We start from the raw sequence: 22,495 nt of genomic DNA, 5'->3' as shown, positions 1-22,495 counted from the left end.
ACACCTCGCTTCATAAAATAGGTTTTAAGACCCATAGGGTATAATCCAAATTTTTTCGAATGCAAGTGGTTGTCTAAGGTTGTAAAAGGAAATATATCCTTGTTAATACGAAGGTTATCTTTTTATGTGGTTTTTTGTCAACTTATTTTTATAAGTAAAACTACCTGATTCTTAAGTTGGTAACGCTTAACATCTTAAAGGATATAGGAAAATGAAATAGTTATATATTCCTGCAACCAATGTCCTAATGATTATTTTTTTACATTATATGTAAAATAGAGACATCAGATATAGACGTAACCTTTAATTGATCATAAGCATGAAGCTATATGCTTTTCTTTGCATGTTAACGCAAGAAAACGGAGCCTATTTAACTTCTGTTATAATGGAATTCAGATTGGAGGAGACATAATGACACGATTGAAACTGGCTGTGATCGGGTTAGGAAAGATGGGTTTACATATGATTCAACAGGCGAAGCAAGCAGAGCTGAATGGAAGTATTAAGCTTGTAGCCGTATGTGAGGCACACGAAGAATCGCTTAGGAATTTTGCTGAATCCCATGCAGAAATTAGCGCATACAGCGATTACATGCAGCTGCTGGATGAACATGAAATTGATCTATTGTACATTGCTGTACCGCCTAAATTTCATTATCCTGTTGTCATGGAGGCCTTAAAGCGGAAGATCCATGTGTTTTGCGAGAAACCGCTGGCGAACAGTACAGAAGAGGCGAGAGAGATGCTTAAGGCCGCAGAGCAGGCAGGGGTAGTCCATGCCATTCATTTCTCCATGCCTCATGAACCTTCTGTATTGAAGTTGCAGGAACTGGTGGAGCAGCGCAGCATAGGTATGATTCGCAAAATAGAGCTGATTCTGCAATTCCCTCAGTGGCCGCGTGCATGGCAGCAAAATTCATGGATTTCAAGCCGTGAGCAGGGGGGCTTTATCCTTGAGGTGGGCATTCACTGGATCCATATGATACAGCATGTGTTTGGACCAATTACAGAGGTAAGCAGTGAGGTCCAGTACCCCGATAATGCGGAAGAATGTGAACATGAGGTACAGGCTGTAATGAAGCTGGAAGACGGAACCCGTATTCAGCTTGATGGAATTGCTCATTTTGCAGGTAAGGAACGAGTATCCATGGTCGTTTACGGAACTGAAGGCACAATCGCTCTGGAAAACTGGGAAGAACTAATGATGGGGCCAGTTGGCCAGCCGCTTGCAACCGTAGAGGTAGATGAATCGATGGGAGAGCTGCCAGTTCTCAAGCATGTCATTGCCCGTATTCAGGGACAGCCGGCGAAAATCTATGATTTTAACGACGGATACCGTGCCCAATTGGTGTTGGAAGCTCTGCGTAATCCGGAGGGGAACACGATCCAGATCAGCCGCTAATCGGTAGTGTTGCCGTCTTGGATCAAATGCTGAAAGGAACAATAAGCTTAACTAATTTATACTCTTTCAGAAATAAAATATAAAAAAGAAGCGGCTTCCTTAAGTGGAAGCTGCTCTTTTTGTTTTAGCTGTTGTAATCACAAGGTTAAGCCAGCTTGAATCGTTTTACCAGTTCGTCGAGTGCATCGGACATTTGATTCAGCTGTTTGGAAGTGTCACTCATTTCCTGCAGGGAGGCAAGCTGTTCTTCAGTCATGGCGGATACTTCCTCCGTAGCGGATGCAGTATCTTCCACAACGATCGATACTTCGTTAATGGAATTCATAACAGCCTCACTGCCCGAAGTGAGCTCTTCAACCACCGCAGATACATCCATCATTTGACCGCTGAGGTCATGTATATGTTGTGTAATATTGGCAAAGGCATGCCCTGCGTCCTCAATGGTCCGCAGTCCCTCGTTAACATGAACCGTGCTCTCATCCACAACATCCACTGTACTATGAACACCTGCGACCACGGTTTCCAATATGCTCGTAATTTCCTTGGCTGATGTAGCGCTTTGGTCCGCAAGATTGCGAATCTCTGCTGCGACAACTGCGAATCCACGTCCGTTATCTCCTGCCCGTGCAGCCTCAATTCCGGCATTCAATGCGAGCAGATTGGTTTGTCTCGCGATCCCTGACATGGCGTCCGCAATGTTAATGACTTGATCGGACATCTTGGAAATATCATTAATGGCTTCCTGTACAGAGAGGAAGGATTGCTCAATAACTCCCATTTTGCCAACTGCATTGTCAATACGCTGCTGCCCATCGATGGCTATGGATTCAGTACGTACTGCCCGTTCAGCCACGTCTGCAGCAGATGCAGCCACCCGGCTGAGTCCGGTCTGGGATTGTTGCATTGCAGCGACCATCGTTTGGGTAAGAGCAACCTGCTCATCTGCCCCTTCAGCTACTCGTTCCATGGCTGTGGCTACTTCTTTACTGGCCAGGTGGCTGTCCGCCACACCTTTATCCATACGATCCGATGCGGTGCTGAGAACAGTGGCATTGCGCTGGATGTCCAGCATCATCTGCTGCAAACCAAACAGCATCGTATTCGCAGACTCGGCGAGTTCTCTCGTTTCATCCCTCATCGGGGTGGCGATGCGCAGGGTCAGGTCACCATTGGAGGAACCGATGTCATTCAGCGCTTGGGTAACAGTACGAATGTTTTTGACAATGGCACGGGACAAAATTAATGCCGCAAAGATGGATATAAGGGCAACAAGAATTAAAGCTCCGTAGAGTTCCCAGTTCAGGATCGTGTTTTTCTGTTTTAATGCTTCTGTACGTGATTCTGTCAGAGCCAGTTCATTGTTTCGGAAAGTAATCAGGGAACTGCGGATCTCGTCCATATCTGCTTTGCCTGGATCTGTTGCAAAAAACTGACGGACGGCTTCCAGATCATTAGCCTGACGCAGGGAGACAACCGGCTCTCCGGCCACTTGAATCCAGTCATTCATGGAGTTATGTATATCTTGCAATAATGTCAATTGAGCCGGGTTATCGGAGATAAGGCCTGCTAGCTGCTCCTTGAGCTCGACTAGCTTTTCTTTTCCCTCTATATATGGCTCAAGGTAACTTTCCTGTCCAGTGATCACGTAACCACGCTGTCCGGTCTCCATATCCACCATGTTTTTCTCCAATTCATACGTCAAGGCATGCACTTTCATGTCGTGATCGACGAGATAATCTAACTCTTCCTGCAGCTGACCAATACTGTTCTGAATCAGTAGGATGCTTCCAGCCAGTACCGCCAATACAAACAGGTAACCCAGCCCGATTTTATAAAAAATTTTGAATATTCTCTGTTTCTTCATGATTCCTTTTCCTCTCTTTTGGTTATATGTATTTGTCGAAAAAACTTGAAAAAAGCAACTTACAGGACTTATGGATCAGGAGTCTTAAGAACTATTTTTCAGTATTATACGTTATGAAAGTAAGTTTGTACATAGTTTGTTTACATTTTGTATATAGTTTGTATCGATACATGAGACATGACCGAGTAAACCTTTTACAGTGTTCGGTTTACACTGCCAAACGTTTTTGTTTATCATGGAAAGGGTATGATGCCGATTACATATTTCAATCCGAAAGGAACGAATCCTGGAAATGAGTAAAGAGACTGTATTGCGAAAACCGGAAGCGATGATTTTTGATATGGACGGAACGTTGTTCCAGACAGAAACCTTGCTGTTGCCTGCTTACCAAAAGCTTTTTGATACACTGCGTGCCGAAGGTCATTTCGAAGGGGAGACACCTCCCGAGGAACGGATGCTGGGAAGCTTGGGTATGCTGCTCGAGGATATATGGAAAGTGGTCATGCCGGAAGCCTCTGAAGCGGCACATCGTCGTGCAGATGAATTGCTGCTTCAATTGGAAATTGAGGGACTTGATCAGGGAAGTTCCCAACTTTACCCGCATGTAAAAGAGACGCTTCAAGCCCTCAAGGAACAAGGTGTTCGTTTGTTTGTTGCGAGTAATGGACTGGAGGACTATGTCAAAGGGGTTGCATTTGCACACGAGATTATGCCTTTATTCGAAGGCGTATACAGTGCAGGGCAATACAAGACACCTTCCAAGGTAAACCTGGTACAAATACTGCTTGAAAAACACCGGATTCAGGATGCCTGGATGGTAGGTGACCGCTCGTCCGACGTTGAAGCAGGAAAAATGAATGGGCAAACTGTCATTGGCTGTGCATATGCCGGCTTCGGGCGTGATGAGGAACTTGCAGGATCAGATGTATTAATCTCTGACTTTACCGAGCTTACTCGTCTATACAGAGAAGCTGAATAGCAAGCACCACATCTTGAACTGATCTGGATCAGTGTTCAAAACCGGAAGAGCCTTTATCTCCGAAGCCTGTTTAACGGGCGAGGCGGAGATAAAGGCTCTTTGAGATGCAATGAGTATCGATATTAAGATGCTTGGAGGTCAAATCCAAAGTAAAGCTGCTATTTTAATCTTGATTTCCGGGACCTCCGGGCTACGGTGGTCTTACCGGTTACAGGTTTGGTTACTTTAACTTTGTTCGGAGTACTAACCGTCCGGTTGCGGTACACCCAGAGAGCATACTCCAGCGGCTGAGTAATTGCTTTGTAATAGATGCTCCGCTCACCAATCCGTGCAAATACCTCTCGTGCCGGTTTGGGATTCACTTCAAGCAGGAAGATGCGGCCATCCTTGTCAATCGCCAAGTCCAGAGCAAGCTCACACAGATCACCGTACGTATCTTCCAGGAATGTGGCCACTGAAATGCCGAGTTTCTCGGCTGTGGAATTAATTTCATTCCTCAGTTCCTCATCGGTGATCCATTGTTTCATCAATCGGTGCATGGGAACAGCCTGACCGCCGCCATGCAGATTCGATGTTACACTTTTCTCAGCTCCCATGCGCCCAGCACAGCCGGTCAGTTCCCAATCGCCCTCGCCATTCTTCTGTACGAGCATGCGATAATCATGTACACGACCATTAGGGAGCTGGAGCTGGATCCCTTCCTGAACCAGATATTTATCTTTCATGTTCCAGTGCTGGAGCAGAGAACCGAGCCGCGATAAATGGACTTTGCGCGGGGTAATGATACGTCGTTTCTGATCACGACCTTGGACCAGAACCATGTTGGCTTCGCTACTGATGCGCTCAATTCGCAGGATTCCACGTCCGCCTGTTCCGTTTATGGGCTTCAAATAGATCAGCGAAGAAGCTTTAAGCATTCGATTGACATCAGACATATCTTGGAACAGAACGGTCTCTGGCAAATGTTCACGAAAGGCGGATTTTGCCGAGAGGGTCTGATGTATGGTCCATTTATTGCGAAGCGGCCGGTTTAGGAAAAGCATGTGCCCGTATTTCTCGCGAAAGGCGAGCAGCTGCTGAAATCTGCGATTTCGCTGTATGCGACAGCGGTCGAAGATCATGTCCGGAAATGGACGCCATTCCCTGGACCACCCCTTTTCCGAATGGAAGACCATCGCCTCGATCTTTTTACCCCCTGGATGTACATCCGCAGGTGTGAACACGTAAATGTCGAGTCCCCGCTTGCGTCCTTCAAGGATCATTCTGCGGTAGATGCTCCGTTCTTCCAAGGCGCGATGTTCGTTTAAGTACAACGTCATAATGCCTAGAACAGGTGAGGACACAAACAATCACCTTCTTTAGCTGTTATTCCTTTCCATTATCGTTTGGACTGGCGGGCCAGATAGGCGCTATATTGGAAAATGCGCTCTAATGATTTTTTACGAATCTGGGGTTCGTCGAATTTCATTGGTTTCGCATTGGCTTCGAAGAACCAGATTTCTCCGAGATCATCGATACCCAAATCCATAGACATCTCCCCAAGCGTATGGCCAGAGCCTCGTTCAACCTGCCGTGCAATGGTTAATGATGTCGATCTGACCTTTTTCAATAGTGTAGTGGTTGTTTCTTCCCCGAACAGATCGGTAAGAAGCTTCTCGGGATCCTCGACGCTGCCTCCACGTGGAACGTGGGTTGTAATGCTTCGCGAACCAGCTAGTCTGGCACCAACCCCTGTTACACTCCACTGTCCTTTACCATTCTTCTGTACCAGAACGCGCAGATCGAAGGGGCGTTTGCGGGAGGAGGCAAGTTCAATTCCTTGCTGCATGATATAAGGCGTATGTCCGGTTTCCCTGCGAATGCGAGACCATAACTTCGCAAGCGTTGCTGCCTTATACGTGGTGCTCTTACGGGAACTTTGTATTCTGAGCCGGAACGGCAGACGTTCCTTCTCCTGAAACTTTAGCATCATAATGCCTTTTCCCGCTTTCCCGCTCTCCGGCTTCAGATATAGATAGGGAAATGCACGCAGCACCGTACCCAGCGTAGTAGCACTTCGCATCCGGCGTGTATGAGGGATCAGATGCTGGGTGGATTTGGACTTCTTCAGCCATTCGAACAGATCCCATTTATTGAAGAAAAACGGATTATACAGCTCGATCCCCGCTTGCATGCATTCCTCAATTTTCCGCTGAACGGAGGGCTTTCGCTCATCTTCCCGATAGGGAATGCGATTGTACAGCACATGAGGGAGAGGGAAGGACTGTGAAGTCCACTTTCCGCTCCCTTTGTTATACGTATAGCCCTTAACCGTAGGACCACTCACGTTCAGATCTCTTACAGTTACGATATATACCTGATAACCCATGTTTTCGCCTGTCTGTATAATGTCCAGAAAATTTTGATGGTTTCCCCTGAATCCCCGGTGGTCGTCGTGCATGGTCAACACGGCAATGACAGGTTTGAAATCATCATGAAGGCTCATCAAATGCCGTCCCTCTTCCGGAATTTGCTCAAATACAGGCAGTGTTCCAAAATGTGCTCCACCGATGATTTTCCCTCCACCCGGAGTGAAGGGTGACGGAAGATGGAGCGCCCGGGTTTGGCGTTCGCTTCGAACATCCATACATGTTCCTCCTGATCAATGCCCAGATCAAAGCCAATCTCACCAATCAGATGCTGGTGCTGGGTTTCAATCGCCTGGGCCAGTGTAATAGCGACGGATTTGGCCTGCTGCAGCACTTCTCCCGCACGTTCGCCGAAGTTACGGCTAAGCGCCTGTTCAGGGGTCATCAGGGAGCCGCCATTTTTGATGTGGGTAGTCACGCTGCCCCGACCAGCCTTTTTAGCACCGATACCGACGACGACCCATTGATTGCTCCCGTTTTTGTGCATATGGAAGCGAAAATCAATCGGACACTCATCGATCTCAATGAGCCGGATTCCCTGCTGTACGACATAGCCTCGCAACTGTTTTCCATGTCTGCCCTGAAGCATGCGCATTAAGCCATTGAAGGAGCCAAAGCGAAGCAGGGCATTGCCGCCTTTTTTGCGATAACGTGCGAAATATCCGCGTTTGGGCGAATAGGTCAAGCGGTAGATTCCGTTACCGAGACTTCCAGCTGTGGGCTTATAGTATACAAACTGGTGTCGCTCCAGCATTTCTCTCATTTGTTCGACAGTCGGATTGGTGATTGATTCTGGAATGTACCTACCTGCTTCAGGATCATTCTCCAGCAGCTTGTAGATGTCCGATTTATTGAAAAAGCTCCAGTTGAAAAATGGGATTTTACGGCGGACAAACCGTTCCCTCAATTGATTGATGGCAGGCGAGAAATCGGAACGACGGCTGGGTAACCTGTTGTACACGACGTCTGGCAAAGGGACCGTTTTCCGTACAAAACTTCCGTTTTCGTTCAGAAAAAAACCGGATACCGTTTCATTCTGCCAGTTAATATCCCTTGGAGTAAACGCATAGATATAGGATTTACGGCTGCCTTCCCGGAGCAATTGCTTGATGAACCCGGTACGGGAGCCAAACGGATTCGAGCTCGTTGCAGGTCCATCGGACAATACTCCAATCAGTGGACCAAGCTGGACTTCATCATTTTGCAGGTTGCGCAGATAGATGCTGCCCCGCTTGGGAACGTTCATCAGATTGCGTATGCCCGAGGCGAGATAGAGGTGTTTCCCTGCCTTCTTGATCGGTTTGATGGTTGCAGGCACCCGGTCTCGCCCAAACCGCAGATGTATCGTTTTTTTGCCGGATAGATTCAGACTTTTCATTAATGCGTTGGATACATAAACCACTTTATCCGGTTGCTGCGTAAAATGCAGATTGCAAAAGGTCAAACTCATGATTTATCCTCCTATCCTGAAAAAAATCCTTCGGCTCCATGGCAAGCGGGCGCTGCGGGCCTAGCCGCCTTGAATCGGGATGGGTTTCAGGCCAGCTGTGCTGGATGTATTCGGCATTTTCATTGGACGAACGACGTCCGTGAGAACATGTTGTTGCAGCAAATAACGAGCGTAGGCAAGCGGCTGGGTGTAAGTCAGTGTCTGCATGTGTCGGTCGCCTGCCTCTGCGAATGAAGAGCGCCCTGGCTTCGAATTGACCTCCAGAAGCCAGAGACGACCTGTCGAATCTGCTCCAAAATCCAGTCCCAATTCAGCAAGTCTGCCGAATTGACCCTCCAGCAAGGGAGGGATTAGGGCAGCAGCATGGTGGATCCCTTCTAAAATGGTGTTGGCACGCATACTTCCGTATCGATCCATAAGATAAGAGCGAGCTGGATAGGCCTTCCCTCCGCCATGCAAATTGGAGGTAAGGGAGCCCTCGGCACCCTCGCGAACCATGCACCCAGTCAGGGTCCAACGTCCGTGTTTGTTCTTTTGGACCAGGGCACGGATATCGAATGGATGCCCATCATGACTCAGGTCCAGATATGGCTGCATGATCATCCGGCGACTGGAAATCTTGGATTCAAGCCAGGTTGAGAGCGCATGACGTGTATAAAATCTACGCTGATAACGTTCATTGTCCTGATCTCTGCCTTCAATGACCCATGTGGGGGTATCATTTTCCTGGGTGAGACGAAATGTTTCCTTGCCATGGGTTCCTGAAACAGGCTTGAAGAAAAGTCCCTTGGGCCACCGTTTTAGCCACTGCTCCCATGGAGCATGAGGTTGAAAGAGTACGGTAGGGACGAGAAGTCTGCTCAGCTGTTTTTCCAGAGACAGTGCCCGGTGGACTTTCCATTTACCCGGGAGGGAAACAGACCAGTAGGGTCTGATGTGCCCGCTGCCCGATAAAGCAAGTTCATGAAGCTGCTGTCTCCATCGTCTTGGAAGTGGCAGCAGGCAACGATCCATCAGCATCTGCACCCCGTGAACAGGAGCTGTTTTCCATTGTCCGTTACGGTAAATGTATCCTTTTTCTGGTAGAGGGTTATCTCTATCAGCGGATATGGGCAGCACAATGATATTCAAGTTATAGCGATGACTCTCCAAGCTGAGACGACGGCAAAAGAGTTCATCCGAGAACGGCGGTGATCCCTCTGCACCACGGACCAGGATGGCTATGGTTGATGTTTGCGGCGATGATGGCATCGGAATGCACCTCCTGTAATGGATCACTCTTCAGAATCCAGCCAGATATGTGGAGTATTCCAGCATGGCTTTGACAGAGGGCCGGATTTTACTCTCGCTCAGTGGCGTATTGTCATTCTTGGACGGTTTCGAATTAACCTCGAGCAGCCAGACACGACCAGTGGTATCCATCGCAAGATCAATACCAAGTTCACCGAAATGGGCCGGAATCGCTTGCTCAATTCCTTTGGCAATGTCGAGCGCTGCCGTATGAAGATTGGCAAAAGCTGAGGCTTTGGCTGATGCGGGAAGCTGGGTTTTGGCCACGGCCTCCTTAACGGTACTGAGGCTTCCGCCGCGGGCTAGATTAGATACATAGTGGCTGCCTCCGGCAATGCGGGCCACGATGGAGGTGACACTCCATTTGCCTGATCTGTTTTTTTGTACGAGGGCACGGAAGTCGACAGGTCGGCCGCTGTTATCAATGAGAGACAGGCCTTGCTGGATCTGGTATCGCGTTGTCTTCATTTTTCCGGACAGACTGGCATAGAGTTTATCCAGGGAAGTATACGTTTGTTTGCGGGTACCCCCAACACTGGTTGCGAGTGTAAGGAAACTGCCGTCAATTTGACGGGAGACCCGGATGATTCCTTTGCCAAGCGAACCTCGCACAGGCTTGAGAAATACAACCGGATACCGGGTGCACATCGTTTTGAGCGTCGCAGAGGACTTCAGCAGATAAGACTCCGGCAGGACCCTTTTGAGCGTTGTAATGGACTTCAAGGCATCAAACACTTCATTTTTGTCCAGAAACTTTTCATTAAAGGTTTGTGTGCCGTAGAGAGATTTTACTTCTTTCATGAAATGCTGTACGCTAGGTTTGTTCTCAAGCTTACGGGATGTCAGCCTGTTATTGACGACGTCTGCAATGGGCAGAACCGTCTTTTTCCAGCCGTCATCATACACCCAGCCCTGAATATGACCCGTTACCGCTCCGATATCCTCTGGTGTGAAAAAGGATACATAGGCGCCCTGCTTACGGCAGGCCTTCACCAGCTCATGGCAGAACATCGTGATGGAGCCAAAGGGCCGATCGGGCTGATCGGGATAATCCTGGCTTACCAGCACACTGATGAAGGGTCCAAGGCGCAGCGTACGGCTGGCTGAACGATAGGATACACTCAGGACCGAACGGGGAACCAGGCCGGTCTTGCTGGCTACCGTCTGATTGATGCGAAGGCCGTCGTATCTGGGAACCGGAATAACGGTGACTTCACGGCGGTAGGAGCCGAATTGAAGCTGAAGCGGCCTTCCCGAAGGGATTTTAAGGGCCTTGAGCACCCCTTCGCCCAGCATGATGACGTCGTCCTGCAGGATGCCCGAGCCGGTAACCTGAATCGTTACTTTTTTAGTGGACATCACGGATCTCCTTCCGGGCGGCAACTTGATGTCTGATCTCGAAGTTGAACGGCATCTGAACATGGCATGTGCTTCATCATATGAGGACATATACCCCTTGGTGATTGACCCATTTGGATTAAATGCAATTGATTTGACATCGGAATCGATGACCTGTCTGGGTCAGCCATTGTTTGAGAGAAGAGAAATGCGTGTATAAACACGGGTGAACGTTGCGACGAGAAAAATGAGGGAATGATTGAATAGCAGCAGAACAATCCAAATTGAGGAGGAATAATAGTGAATATTTATGACAAAGCCAATGATCTGGCCAAAGCACTGAGAGAAAGCAGCGAGGTGGAAGAAATTACTTCCGCAATGAAGCTGATCGAAGCTGATCCGGAGGCGAAACGCATGCTGGACAGCTTCCGTGATCAACAAATGGAACTGCAGCAGCGCATGATGAGCGGCGACATGCCGGCACCGGACGAGATGGAGAAAATGGAGAAGTTGTTTGAGGTACTGAGCCTGAATCTCAACATCCGTCGCCTATTTGATGCGGAGCGTCGTCTGAGCGTGATCATTGAAGATGTGAACAAAATTATTGCTGACAGCCTGGGCCATCTGTATGGCGGTGCTGAGGCGTAAGTCGTTTTACAGGTTATTTGTCTGAATCTTTCATATTGCACTGTTCCCGTTCATAGACTAGACATATAGAGTCGATCAAGAACGAAGGAGCTGTGTATGGTGAAAAGGTTGAAAAAGGCAAAACATGTGATCTATCTGCTTATCGCTCTGTCAATGCTGGTTATCGCGCTGCCGCGAATTTCCTTCGCTGGTGGAATGGACTGGGTTAATATTTTTGGCATCGTATGGGTGCTGTTCTCCCTATTAATCATTGGTGCGCACCTTCATTTCATTCTCGGTGTAGATGAAGAGAAGAAGCGTGCACTGGAAGCTATTCGCCGGGCCAAGCTGCGGCAGTGGGAGATGAAGCTGGTGGACAAGCAGGAGCAGAGCAAGTCTGTATAAGCCTTGCATCAAGGCGTCAGGACAGAATCCGAAGACCGGTCATCCTTCAATCCGAAGGGTAATCGGTCTTTTTGCGTTGATAAACGAAGAGCGGGAGGATGGGGTTATTTTCCTCGGAGCGTGTTATAATAGATACAGAATAGTACAGATGCATCTTCGGGGGTGGTACAGATGGACGGACAGGAAGAGAATGTGACGAAGCACGAACAGCTGCTGCAGCATATCGAGCAGTTAAAAGTCGGCAGTAAAATATCGGTCCGTGGCCTGGCAAGAGAGCTAGGGGTAAGTGAAGGGACAGCTTATCGGGCAGTCAAGGAAGCAGAGAACTTTGGGATGGTGGTAACCAAGGAACGGATCGGAACGGTACGGATCGAAAAGAGACCGCGCGGCATGTCAGAACAGCTGACCTTTGCTGATGTGGTCACCATTGTAGAAGGTCATGTGCTCGGAGGCAGTGATGGCTTGGCCAAACCGCTGCATAAGTATGTAATTGGTGCGATGAAAGAGCAGGCCATGGCCCGCTATATAGATGCCGGAAGTCTCCTTATTGTAGGTAACCGGGATAATGCCCATTCGCTTGCGCTTGAGCAGGGAGCGGGTGTACTCATCACCGGTGGATTCGGCACAAGTCGTGAAGTCAGATTGCTGGCTGATGAACTGGGACTGCCGATTATTTCTTCCAGACATGATACATTCACCGTGGCTTCCATGATTAACCGAGCAATCTTTGACCGATTGATCAAGAAAAAAATCATGCTTGTAGAGGATATTATCGGTCAGAAGCCCCGTCTCCAAGTGCTTAAGGTCACCAGCTCTGCCGCTGATTTTCACAAGCTGGTTGCCGAAACGGGAGATCATCGCTTCCCGGTAGTTGACGAATGGAATCGTGTTATCGGCATTGTCAGCCTGAAGGATGTGAGCGAACTTCTGGAAGACCAGAGCATTGAGAAATGCGTCGTGCGCCGCCCGGTTACGGCCTCGCTGCAAACCTCACTGGCTTCTGCCGCGCAGATCATGACTTGGGAAGGCATTGATTTTCTGCCCATTGTGGATCGCAATCGGAAGTTGATTGCCTCCATTACGCGGAAGGAAGTACTGCAGGCCATGCGCGACGCGCAGAAGCAGCCGCAGCTCGGCGAGACCTTTGATCATCTGATCTGGAACGGGTTTGCCGAGGAACGTGGAGAACAGAATGAGTTGATGTTTCATGGTTTCATTATTCCGCAGATGGCGACAGACTTGGGCACGATCTCTGAAGGGGTGCTGCTGAACGTCATGACGCAGGCAGGACGGCGGGCTGCCTGGGATGTTACGGGCAACGATTATGTTGTGGATAATGTAACGACGTATTTTGTCCATCCGGTGCAGATAGAGGATCAGATTTTGGTTCGACCCGTTATTCTGGAGACGAGCCGCCGAACCTGCAAAATGGACATTGTCATTACCCGTGAAGGAAATGTTGTATGCAAAGCGGTCATGACGCTGCAATCCATTGATCACGGCTAGTTCAGGTGATTAGTGAATCACTGCTCCCATATATAACAAAGAGGATATCCTCCACTATTTTCATGTCGAACTGCTGTTCACAACCGGCATTCAGACATGTATCCATGGGTGGAATATCCTCTTTTCGCTGCAGATAAGTTTTAGCTGCGTACATTAAACAGACTGCCTGGACGCGCTGCCTGACTGATTTCCGCTGTGCTCCCGTAGACGGGCAAAGTAGCTGCGGTTGCGCAAACCGGCGAACAGATTGTAGGCACCGATAATCAAAAAGAGCGCTTCCACAACAATAGACAGGCTCGATCCGGTGAAGACAAACATGAGGATTATGGACAATACAATCAGCATACCACCCATCCAGATATTAGTCCATGAACGGTAAAGGCCAGCGTCAGCGGCATTCGCGGCCCGGTACGAGCGAATGCTGTTCAGCGCCGAACAGACCATGGCTAGAGCGAAAATGGCAATCAGGACATACTTGAGAACATCAATCAACACGAATGAGCAGCTCCTTTTCTGGAAAGCATTTACTGCCCTTATTGTACCACGCGAGCCAGGGACAAGGGCAGTTTTTTCTAGCGGCTTTCCAGTGGTTAAGCCGGAACATGCATCCTAATTTGTACCCAAACCTGAAGTACGCCTTCCATAACAAGCATGGTTTTGACCTGAACGGTATATTGTTTTTCTCTTACCGTGTATACTTTCTGGTTCAACATGATACGGGTCATTTTGCTGTACTCATCGATATTAAATACATCACGACCGCGAAGAACCTCAAGCTCGTCCCCCAGCTTCTGCAGCATGATTTTAAGAGAAGCTTCGTCCGGACCTTTGTCAGACTCTTCAGCGCGCACCTTAATTTCCTTAATGACGGTTTGCCGTTTACTGTATTTTTTCAGCGTTTTGATATCCTCCTCATTCTGATGCAGCTGGAGCTGCAACTCCTGATTGGTTAGCCAAAGTTTGTTATAACTCAGGTGAAATACACCGTTGTATACAGCGCTTCCCGCGATCATTCCCAGGACAAACACGGCTGTCATGCGCATAAGCGGACGGTAGCGTGAAAAAGGCGGAATCCTCATGGGCTCAGTCCCGGTGCCATATTATCCCCGCCCTCCGCCGCATACCCATTTTACGAGTTCGGTTCCCATATGAGCGCCCATAAAGGCCGAGATCAGGTACAAAATTTGCTTGACCGCTGGCGACAGATTGCCGTCGAGAACGTTGCTCTCAATAACACGCATCGGATCGATGGTGCCCCCAACTGCGGCTGCAAGCGCCCATATCTTGATTTTGCCGGAAATATCAAGCATCGTCTGAGTCGGAGGCTGGAGAGAGATAACAGCACCAATTCCTCCGATCATCGCGCCGCCCAGCACAATACCAAACGCAATAAAGAAATCAAGAATGGCTTTGGATAAAAATGTGCTCACCCGCTAACACCCCTTTCAGACCCAGCAGCGCACCTCCTGTCAGTGGCCCGAAACAGGGGGAGCGGCTTGTACTCTTATTGTATGGGCGTGCCCCCGGACGATATGATAAAATAGAATAATAAAGTACGGTTGTACGTGCTGAAATTGTATTCAGTTATTGTATTCATATAGAAGAAAGATAGGCAGCAGCTGGGCTCTGAAGACAGATGCTGCAGCTATCCGCGGCGAAAGGAAGTAACGAACATGAGTTCTTTTGTGCATTTGCACGTTCATAGTGAATATAGTTTGCTGGACGGCGCTGCGCGTATTCCGGATCTCGTGAACCAGGCCGCAGATCTTGGGATGACCACACTCGCATTGACCGATCACGGCGTCATGTACGGCGCTGTTCCCTTTTATAAAGCCTGTATCGAACGAGGCATCAAGCCGATTATCGGTTGTGAGGCATACATGACCGCAGGGTCCCGCAAGGAGCGGGGTAGCCGCAAGGATCAGCCCATTCACCACTTGATTTTGCTGGCGAAGAACATGACAGGTTACCGCAACCTGATGAAATTATGCTCTATTGGGCATTTGGAAGGTTTCCATTACAAGCCACGTATTGATATGGAGAGTTTGGCTGCCCATCACGAGGGCATTATCTGTCTGAGTGCTTGTCTGGGAGGAGAAGTGCCTCAGCATTTGCTGCATGGACGGGAAGAAGAGGCCCGGCGGGCTGCGCTTCGTTATAAACATATTTTTGGTCCTGATTTCTATCTGGAGCTTCAGGATCACGGCCTCGCTGAGCAGAAAAGAGTCAATCCCCAATTGATTCGTCTAGCCGAGGAACTGGATATTCCGCTTGTAGCTACCAATGATGTGCATTACCTGTCCGAAGCGGACGCTGAACTTCAGGATGTGCTCATTTGTATCGGAACCGGGAAAACCGTTGATGATGAGAGTCGTCTTCGGATTGGTACCAATCAGCTGTATTTGAAAAGTGAGCAGGAGATGGCTCGCTTGTTCCCTCATGTGGAAGAAGCGCTGAAGAATACGGTTCGTATTGCCGAATCCTGTGAACTGCAGCTGGAATTTGGCAAGTCCATCTTGCCTGAATACAGACCGCTGCCTGAGGGACAGAGTCCTTCTCAGTACCTGAGAGAGCTATGTGAAAAAGGCATGGAGGAACGATATTCGGGCTCAGAACGCTGGACGGATTCGGCTCTTCGTTCCGAGCTGGAGCAGCGATTGAACTATGAACTTCAGGTCATCGACAGTATGGGATTCTCGGATTACTTCCTGATCGTATGGGATTTTATCGCTTATGCCCATAGACAAGGGATCGTTACCGGCCCAGGGCGGGGTTCTTCGGCGGGAAGCCTTGTTGCTTATACACTGCATATTACCGATGTTGATCCGATGAAATATAACCTGCTCTTTGAACGTTTCCTGAATCCTGAACGTATTTCCATGCCCGATATCGATATCGATTTCAGCGATGAGCGGCGGGATGAGGTTATTGATTATGTCGCAGACAAATACGGAAAAGCACATGTGGCACAGATTATTACCTTTGGTACCATGGCTGCACGTGCAGCAGTAAGGGACGTTGGACGGGCGTTAAATGTACCTTATGGCGAGGTGGATAAGGCGGCGAAGCTTATTCCTGCCCAACTCGGGATCAACATCCGTCGTGCCATGGAAGCAACGCCTGAACTGAAGGCTTTATATGAAACGAAGCCGAAAACCCGTGAACTTCTGGATATGGCCATGAAGGTGGAAGGCATGCCGCGCCATGCGTCCACGCATGCTGCCGGGGTCGTTATATCACGCGATCCTCTGACCGATGCCGTTCCGCTTCAGGAAGGAAGCGAGGGCACTGCGCTAACCCAATACTCGATGGAAAATCTGGAGTCAATCGGGTTGCTCAAGATGGACTTTCTCGGACTGCGAACCCTTTCCATTATTGAACGCTGCCTGCGTTGGATCGGGGAAGAAGGCCAAGTTCCGGATTTCCGCTATATCGCTGATGATGATGCAAAGACGTATGAGATGCTTGGCCGTGGCGACACGATGGGCATATTCCAGCTGGAATCAGCGGGCATGCGTCGTGTGCTGAAGGATCTGAAGCCGACAGTATTCGAAGACATCATCTCCGTTCTCGCTTTGTATCGTCCGGGTCCAATGGAGTTCATCTCCAAGTATATTCAGGGCAAGCATGGAGAGATTGAGGTCGATTATCCCCATGCCGATCTGGAATCTATTCTTAAGGATACGTATGGTATTATCGTCTATCAGGAACAGATCATGCAGATTGCTTCACGCATGGCGGGTTTCTCCCTGGGGGAAGCAGACTTGCTGCGCCGAGCCGTATCCAAAAAGAAACGGGAAGTGCTCGATCTGGAACGTGGACATTTCGTTCAGGGCAGTCTCAAACAAGGTTATAGCGAGGAAGAAGCGGACCTGGTCTATGACATGATCGTGAAGTTTGCCAACTACGGTTTCCCGCGTGCCCACGCCGCGGCATATGGTGTACTGGCGTTCCAGACCGCATATCTGAAGGCTCATTACCCGGTTCATTTCATGGCTTCCATGCTGACCGCTGTTATGGGCAGTCACCGCAAGGTTGCGGAATACGTCGTGGAATGTCGGCGTATGGGGATTGAGGTCCTGCCACCTGACGTCAACGAGAGCGGCATTCTGTTTACTCCAGTTTTTGCAGTACCCGGCAAACCGGCGAACAATCTGACTCACAGGTCCGACATGGACAATGGGAACAACACCGAAAATCATATGTATGATCATCCCGGTCAGGAAGAATATGGCGATGCACCATTGCCGGATGACCCGGGCCCTATGCCCGAAGAAGGTGATGATTCATATGGCTGGCAAGCTTCGACCGTGATGCCTGAAGACTTGAAACAAGAGGGGTTATCTGGAAACGGTAGGGAAGCGTCGGCGATAAAACATGTAGATCAGGATGGAACAGGTTTATCCGGCGGAGTGGACCAGAATCAAGCTGAGGTATTTGCATCAGGCTCTATCCGTTTTGGACTGGCTGCTGTGAAGAATGTCGGAACCCAAGCCATGGAGAGTATCATGCTCGTCCGCAAGGAGCGCCCGTTCGACAGTTTGCTCGATTTTTGTCGCCGCGTTGATCTGCGAGTCTGCAACAAACGTGTCATTGAATCGTTGATTCAGGCGGGAGCTTTTGACACTTTGCCCGGACACCGGGCTCAACTGCTCGCGATGCTGGACGAGACGGTGGAAGCTGCTCTGAAGTGGCGCAAGGAGCGCGAGGATCTGCAGATTCAGCTGTTTGATTTTGTTGAGACGCCCAACTGGGAGATTGAATATCCACAGATTCCTGCGTATTCCGCCACTCAGCAGCTGGAGCTTGAGCGGGAATTGTTGGGTCTATATCTCTCCGGTCATCCGCTTGATGATTATGAAGATGTGCTCGAATCGAGCGGGGCGGACCGGATTATGGAGCTGACCGAAGCAGCCGACGATACGATGGTCGTCGCTGCCGGGATGGTGGTGTCCGTGAAGTCGATCACGACGAAACAGGGTAAGGCCATGGCGTTCATGGAGCTGGAAGACCAGATTGAACGATGCGAAGTGGTTCTCTTTCCCGAAGTATGGCGGCGGAGCCAGCAGCATGTCGGGAAAGGCGAACTGCTCGTCGTGCGTGCCAAAGTACAGCAGCAGGACGAAGGGTTTAAGCTGCTGGCTGAGGAAGTGGCGCCGCTCACACAGGCGGCACTGGAACAGCAGCTGCGCAGCCGCGAACGGCGCGGGAAGCCCGGCAGCGGCAGTCCTTCGCGCCCGGCGGCTCCGGCGGCAAGGCAGCCAGCCGGTGCGGGGGCTGGAGCAGCAGCTGGAGCTGTACGCAGCAGCACAGGCGGAGTGCCTTCAGCAGCGCACCGAGAAGAAGGCGCAGGCAAGGCTGAGGTGACGTCTGCATCGTCGCCAGGCAGTGCCGTTTCTGCCAGTGGATCCGAGCAGATTCGCCGATCTCAGGCCGCACAGCAGCGGGTGTTCGTGAAGATCACACCGCAGTCCGAGAAACCGGAACTGTTGACACGTTTGAAGCAGCTGCTCCAGCAGCATCCGGGTCCGGTTGCAACGGTACTTTTCTATGAGCAGCAGCAGAAGCTGCTCGCTTTAAGCGATGCTTACCGGATTAAACCGTCTCCTACACTGTTCTCCGAGATGGAGCAGATGCTGGGCGAGGGTACAGTTAAAATCAAGTAATGGCCTTGGCAGCGCCCATCGCCAAAGGAGGAACCTGTCTGGTTATGCCGGACGGGTTCTTTTGTTTGGCCAAACCAAGTGAGACTACTGCCTGGAAAGCCTCCTTTAACCCCGGACAGAAGTCCATTTGTGTTTTTTTATGAACGTTTTGCTGGGTAGCCGCATACACTTGAGAACACCGAAGGACCTCGCGGTCCTCGGGGGAGCGATGCGGGAGGTCGAGATATGTCATATGAAATCGTAGAAGCTATGCTGGCCCGGCGGGGTGTACAGATTGATGCAATCGCTGAAATTGTATATCGTCTGCAAAAAGGGTACCACCCGGAACTGACTATGGATGATTGTGTAACCAGTGTGAAGTCGGTACTACAAAAAAGAGAGGTTCAGTATACGCTGTATACTGGCATTGCTCTGGATGAACTGGCTGAAAAACGTCTCTTGCCCCAGCCGCTGCAGGCTATTATGGAAGCGGATGAATCCCTGTATGGAGTGGACGAGACTCTGGCCCTTGGCATTACCCATGTGTATGGCATGATTGGTTTAACCAGTTTTGGTTACCTGGATAAAGAAAAAATAGGCGTCATTCACGATCTGAATGAAGATGGATCAGGCATTCATGTCTTCCTGGATGATCTGGTCGCCGGTCTGGCTGCCGCGGCTTCCGCACGTATTGCCCACAAAAATCTCAATGCTAAAAAATACCCTACCGATTACTAATTTCCTCCCTAGCTGCAGGACATCCAGGGCGGCAGGTGCTGCCCTGGAGTACCTGAATGTCTTATCTCCCTTGCCTAAATATCGGACGAAGTGTTAAGCGTATTGGTTATCCTAGTGGGACAAATGTCCCCCAAGATCCCGTTTTCTCCCCTAAGGTCCTGAACCCTTCCTTGCAGAAAAAAACGGAGGTATGGTATCATTAGTCCAATATACGGGCTCTGAACATTAGCTTAGGGGGCGGACATGGCATGTGGACGGTGATTTACATTGCACCGACAGCAAAGGTTGCGGACAAGATTAAGACCAAGCTTTCGGAAGAAGGTTTTCTGGTACAGACCCGTCCCATCAGTTTATCCAAACAGCAATTTGAGATTCGCGTCCCTTCTGGGGAATTGGAAGAAGTCCAGGAAGTGCTGAATTCAATTCTGCATTCCTGATTTGATTCAACATCAGAGGTGCCTTGGCGAAGAAGAAAGTACCATCGGTACATAAGGGGCTGACCGCGCAAGCGGAGAGAGGAATCGACTTGCATGTATTGTATGCTGCTGTCCTTCCTTCTTTTTTTGTTAGGCTATGGACTGACCAGGCTGCTCCCGGAGACCCTACCGAGACAAGTTCAAGTATTTCGCGCAACAATCTTTCGGTATTACAGGTAACATCAATCATGCTGATAGAAGCCACTGATTCTTGCCTTATGCCGGCAGATTTTTTTGTTGTGAATGCCTGGACAAGGCCCATTGCAGCGTGTGGGTCGTAAACGGTTCACCGCAGTACCTCTGTAGAAGTCGCTTTTCGCGATGTACTGCAGGGTGCGGCTATCAAATCAACGGCTGGAGAGGTGTAGTTGTGTTCAAAGATATATTCCAAAAAAAACGGAAGTACGCTACCATACCTTCCGAGCGTGCGGTTCGTGGCGAAGGCCAGGAAGTCGTAGAACGTCCAAAGCGTGAAATCCCTGAAGGACTTATGAACAAGTGCAGCAAATGCGGCACGATTCAATATAGCAAGGAATTGGAGAAAAATCTGAAAGTATGCCCTGCTTGCGGCTATCACATGCGCCTGAATGCCATGGAGCGTATTGCCATGGTTTTGGACGAGCAAGGCTTTGTTGAGCTGGATGCCGACATGGTTTCGGTGGATCCGCTTGGTTTTCCGGGATACAGCAGCAAGCTGGAGCAGCAGCGTCTGAAGTCAGGACTGAAGGAAGCTGTAATTACAGGAGAAGGAACAATTGAAGGTTTACCTGTAGTTGTTGCTGTTATGAGTTTTGATTTCTTCACAGGCAGCATGGGTTCTGTTGTAGGGGAGAAAATTACTCGTGCAGTAGAGCACGCGACGGAGAAAAAATTGCCCCTGATTATTTTCTCGACCTCTGGTGGAGCGCGGATGCAGGAGAGTATCCTCAGCTTGATGCAGATGGCCAAAACAAGTGCGGCACTGGCTCGTTTGGATGAACAGGGAGGACTTTATATTTCGGTCATCACGGACCCGACCACAGGTGGGGTATCAGCGAGTTTCGCCAGTCTGGGTGATATCAACATCGCTGAACCAGGTGCCGTATTTGGCTTTGCCGGCCGAATTGTTATCGAGCAAACCATTCGTCAGAAGCTGCCAGAGGATTTCCAGACGGCAGAATTTAATATGCAGCATGGTCAGTTGGACTTGGTGATTCATCGGAAGGAACTTCGTACGACCCTTGCCAAGCTTCTGGATATGCACAGCGAAAAAGGAGGGGTCTAAATGGCGGGTGAGTTGCCATATGAAGCGCCTCTGGTTGAGATGCGCAAAAAGATTGAGGAGCTTGTACAGTTTGGCCAGGAGAAGGGCATTGATTTCACCGATGAAATCGCCCGCCTGGAGGAACGTTATCATAGACTTGAAGAAGAGATTTATTCCGGCATAACGGCAGCTCAGAAAATGCATCTGGCGCGTCATCAACAGCGTCCAACTGCACTTGACCTGATCCAGCTGATTTTTACCGATTTTATCGAACTTCATGGTGATCGGATGTTTGGCGACGATTTGGCCGTCGTTGGCGGCCTTGCGAAACTGAATGGAAGAACGGTAACCGTCATCGGACAACAGCGGGGGAAAGATACGAAGGATAATATCGCCCGCTTTTTCGGGAGCGCGCATCCGGAAGGTTTCCGCAAAGGACTGCGGCTGATGAAGCAGGCGAACAAATTTGGCCGTCCAATTATTACATTTGTTGATACTAAAGGAGCCTATCCGGGTAATACTGCAGAAGAGAGAGGTCAATCGGAAGCCATCGCCCGTAACCTGATTGAAATGGCGAAGCTCACGGTGCCTGTAATTGTTGTGGTTATCGGTGAGGGTGGAAGCGGCGGCGCACTCGCCTTGGCTGTAGGCAATCGTGTACTCATGCTGGAGCATGCCATTTATTCAGCGATCTCTCCGAATGGTGCAGCGTCCATCCTGTGGAAAGATGCGTCCAAGGCAGATCAGGCAGCGGAAGCGATGAAGATAACTGCCAAGGATCTGCTGGAGATGGAAGTTATCGAGGAAATTGTCCCTGAACCACGTGGTGGTGCGCATCGGGATTATGAAGGTGCTGCAGCAGCGATCAGCCAAGCTCTGGTTCGTCATCTGGAAGAGATGAAAGGCTGGAGCGGGGATCAGCTGAAGCAGGATCGGTACGAGAAATTCCGGAAAATCGGATCTGTTACGTTCGAAACTCCAACGCCACCGGCCCCAGTTGAAGCTCCCGAGGAGCCTGTTCGAGTGGATGTAGTGAATAATTTGTCGGGAAATGCAGAATGATGTGACGAATTTCCTATACAAAAGAACGAAAGTATAGTAAATTTAATAGTTGGAAAAAGAAAA

At 49.6% G+C, this 22,495-nt stretch carries 19 protein-coding genes; 10 read left to right on the top strand and 9 right to left on the bottom strand.

The features are described from left to right. Positions 1-411: 411 nt before the first annotated feature. Positions 412-1,401, top strand: coding sequence for a Gfo/Idh/MocA family protein (locus tag CHH60_RS09665; RefSeq protein WP_095359024.1), 990 nt, complete (start codon positions 412-414; stop codon positions 1,399-1,401). A gap of 145 nt (positions 1,402-1,546) precedes the next feature. On the opposite strand, the gene CHH60_RS09660 is transcribed toward CHH60_RS09665, so the two are convergent. Beyond that, positions 1,547-3,265, bottom strand: a complete 1,719-nt coding sequence (locus CHH60_RS09660) for a methyl-accepting chemotaxis protein (RefSeq protein WP_095359023.1) — start codon at positions 3,263-3,265, stop codon at positions 1,547-1,549. 292 nt (positions 3,266-3,557) lie between these two features. Here CHH60_RS09660 and CHH60_RS09655 point away from each other — a divergent pair, with 292 nt between their 5' ends. Then, positions 3,558-4,244 carry an HAD hydrolase-like protein gene (locus CHH60_RS09655; RefSeq protein WP_095359022.1) on the top strand — a complete coding sequence of 229 codons (687 nt, stop codon included), beginning with the start codon at positions 3,558-3,560 and terminating at the stop codon, positions 4,242-4,244. A 158-nt stretch (positions 4,245-4,402) separates the two neighbouring features. Here CHH60_RS09655 and CHH60_RS09650 read toward each other — a convergent pair whose 3' ends face one another. Genes CHH60_RS09650 through CHH60_RS09630 form a run of 5 tightly spaced genes read right to left on the bottom strand, consistent with a single transcriptional unit; the run spans position 4,403 to position 10,751 of the window. Further along, positions 4,403-5,587: a YheC/YheD family endospore coat-associated protein gene (locus CHH60_RS09650; protein ID WP_095359021.1), complete on the bottom strand. Its 1,185-nt coding sequence runs from the start codon at positions 5,585-5,587 to the stop codon at positions 4,403-4,405. A 35-nt stretch (positions 5,588-5,622) separates the two neighbouring features. Next, entirely contained in the window at positions 5,623-6,729 is a 1,107-nt protein-coding gene (locus CHH60_RS09645; protein WP_095359020.1) for a YheC/YheD family endospore coat-associated protein, read from the bottom strand. Continuing rightward, on the bottom strand, positions 6,729-8,102 hold the full coding sequence (locus CHH60_RS09640) for a YheC/YheD family endospore coat-associated protein (protein WP_095288141.1): 1,374 nt from the start codon (positions 8,100-8,102) through the stop codon (positions 6,729-6,731). The genes CHH60_RS09645 and CHH60_RS09640 overlap by 1 nt, the downstream gene beginning before the upstream one ends. Before the next feature lie 60 nt (positions 8,103-8,162). Further along, positions 8,163-9,353, bottom strand: a complete 1,191-nt coding sequence (locus CHH60_RS09635) for a YheC/YheD family endospore coat-associated protein (RefSeq protein WP_095359019.1) — start codon at positions 9,351-9,353, stop codon at positions 8,163-8,165. 30 nt (positions 9,354-9,383) lie between these two features. Continuing rightward, positions 9,384-10,751, bottom strand: coding sequence for a YheC/YheD family endospore coat-associated protein (locus CHH60_RS09630; RefSeq protein ID WP_095359018.1), 1,368 nt, complete (start codon positions 10,749-10,751; stop codon positions 9,384-9,386). Between the two features lie 279 nt (positions 10,752-11,030). Between CHH60_RS09630 and CHH60_RS09620 the strand changes: the two genes are divergently transcribed. The 3 genes from CHH60_RS09620 (at position 11,031) to CHH60_RS09610 (ending at position 13,268) form a co-directional block, all read left to right on the top strand. Beyond that, positions 11,031-11,378: a YlbF family regulator gene (locus CHH60_RS09620; RefSeq protein ID WP_095288137.1), complete on the top strand. Its 348-nt coding sequence runs from the start codon at positions 11,031-11,033 to the stop codon at positions 11,376-11,378. Positions 11,379-11,474: 96 nt separating this feature from the next. Beyond that, positions 11,475-11,762, top strand: coding sequence for a hypothetical protein (locus CHH60_RS09615; protein WP_441339386.1), 288 nt, complete (start codon positions 11,475-11,477; stop codon positions 11,760-11,762). 171 nt (positions 11,763-11,933) lie between these two features. After that, positions 11,934-13,268 (top strand): DRTGG domain-containing protein, encoded by a 1,335-nt coding sequence (locus CHH60_RS09610; RefSeq protein WP_095359017.1) that lies wholly within the window; start codon positions 11,934-11,936, stop codon positions 13,266-13,268. A gap of 153 nt (positions 13,269-13,421) precedes the next feature. On the opposite strand, the gene CHH60_RS09605 is transcribed toward CHH60_RS09610, so the two are convergent. The 3 genes from CHH60_RS09605 to CHH60_RS09595 form a co-directional block, all read right to left on the bottom strand. Next, entirely contained in the window at positions 13,422-13,763 is a 342-nt protein-coding gene (locus CHH60_RS09605; protein WP_095359016.1) for a YtpI family protein, read from the bottom strand. 95 nt (positions 13,764-13,858) lie between these two features. Next, a complete protein-coding gene (locus tag CHH60_RS09600) occupies positions 13,859-14,347 on the bottom strand; it encodes a hypothetical protein (RefSeq protein WP_095359015.1) in 489 nt (162 codons plus the stop codon). Positions 14,348-14,368: 21 nt separating this feature from the next. Next, a complete protein-coding gene (locus CHH60_RS09595) occupies positions 14,369-14,698 on the bottom strand; it encodes a YtrH family sporulation protein (RefSeq protein ID WP_095288133.1) in 330 nt (109 codons plus the stop codon). A gap of 243 nt (positions 14,699-14,941) precedes the next feature. Between CHH60_RS09595 and CHH60_RS09590 the strand changes: the two genes are divergently transcribed. The 5 genes from CHH60_RS09590 (at position 14,942) to CHH60_RS09570 (ending at position 22,432) form a co-directional block, all read left to right on the top strand. Beyond that, entirely contained in the window at positions 14,942-18,934 is a 3,993-nt protein-coding gene (locus CHH60_RS09590) for a DNA polymerase III subunit alpha (RefSeq protein WP_095359014.1), read from the top strand. 225 nt (positions 18,935-19,159) lie between these two features. Beyond that, a complete protein-coding gene (locus CHH60_RS09585; protein WP_095359013.1) occupies positions 19,160-19,651 on the top strand; it encodes a phosphatidylglycerophosphatase A family protein in 492 nt (163 codons plus the stop codon). A gap of 248 nt (positions 19,652-19,899) precedes the next feature. After that, positions 19,900-20,088 carry a hypothetical protein gene (locus CHH60_RS09580; protein WP_017689496.1) on the top strand — a complete coding sequence of 63 codons (189 nt, stop codon included), beginning with the start codon at positions 19,900-19,902 and terminating at the stop codon, positions 20,086-20,088. A gap of 409 nt (positions 20,089-20,497) precedes the next feature. Then, positions 20,498-21,391 carry an acetyl-CoA carboxylase, carboxyltransferase subunit beta gene (accD, locus tag CHH60_RS09575; protein ID WP_095359012.1) on the top strand — a complete coding sequence of 298 codons (894 nt, stop codon included), beginning with the start codon at positions 20,498-20,500 and terminating at the stop codon, positions 21,389-21,391. Continuing rightward, positions 21,392-22,432 (top strand): acetyl-CoA carboxylase carboxyltransferase subunit alpha, encoded by a 1,041-nt coding sequence (locus tag CHH60_RS09570; RefSeq protein ID WP_095359011.1) that lies wholly within the window; start codon positions 21,392-21,394, stop codon positions 22,430-22,432. Positions 22,433-22,495 lie beyond the last annotated feature (63 nt).

The organism is Paenibacillus sp. 7523-1, assembly GCF_002276415.1.
In the GTDB taxonomy this organism is placed as follows: domain Bacteria; phylum Bacillota; class Bacilli; order Paenibacillales; family Paenibacillaceae; genus Paenibacillus; species Paenibacillus illinoisensis_A.
This window is presented reverse-complemented; position numbering and strand designations above follow the sequence as displayed.

Coding starts and splice junctions, on each gene's coding strand:
- CHH60_RS09665 (WP_095359024.1), top strand. CDS start 412: ATGACACGATTGAAACTGGCTGTGATCGGGTTAGGAAAGATGGGTTTA.
- CHH60_RS09660 (WP_095359023.1), bottom strand. CDS start 3,265: ATGAAGAAACAGAGAATATTCAAAATTTTTTATAAAATCGGGCTGGGT.
- CHH60_RS09655 (WP_095359022.1), top strand. CDS start 3,558: ATGAGTAAAGAGACTGTATTGCGAAAACCGGAAGCGATGATTTTTGAT.
- CHH60_RS09645 (WP_095359020.1), bottom strand. CDS start 6,729: ATGAGCCTTCATGATGATTTCAAACCTGTCATTGCCGTGTTGACCATG.
- CHH60_RS09640 (WP_095288141.1), bottom strand. CDS start 8,102: ATGAGTTTGACCTTTTGCAATCTGCATTTTACGCAGCAACCGGATAAA.
- CHH60_RS09635 (WP_095359019.1), bottom strand. CDS start 9,353: ATGCCATCATCGCCGCAAACATCAACCATAGCCATCCTGGTCCGTGGT.
- CHH60_RS09630 (WP_095359018.1), bottom strand. CDS start 10,751: ATGTCCACTAAAAAAGTAACGATTCAGGTTACCGGCTCGGGCATCCTG.
- CHH60_RS09615 (WP_441339386.1), top strand. CDS start 11,475: ATGGTGAAAAGGTTGAAAAAGGCAAAACATGTGATCTATCTGCTTATC.
- CHH60_RS09610 (WP_095359017.1), top strand. CDS start 11,934: ATGGACGGACAGGAAGAGAATGTGACGAAGCACGAACAGCTGCTGCAG.
- CHH60_RS09600 (WP_095359015.1), bottom strand. CDS start 14,347: ATGAGGATTCCGCCTTTTTCACGCTACCGTCCGCTTATGCGCATGACA.
- CHH60_RS09590 (WP_095359014.1), top strand. CDS start 14,942: ATGAGTTCTTTTGTGCATTTGCACGTTCATAGTGAATATAGTTTGCTG.
- CHH60_RS09585 (WP_095359013.1), top strand. CDS start 19,160: ATGTCATATGAAATCGTAGAAGCTATGCTGGCCCGGCGGGGTGTACAG.
- CHH60_RS09580 (WP_017689496.1), top strand. CDS start 19,900: ATGTGGACGGTGATTTACATTGCACCGACAGCAAAGGTTGCGGACAAG.
- CHH60_RS09570 (WP_095359011.1), top strand. CDS start 21,392: ATGGCGGGTGAGTTGCCATATGAAGCGCCTCTGGTTGAGATGCGCAAA.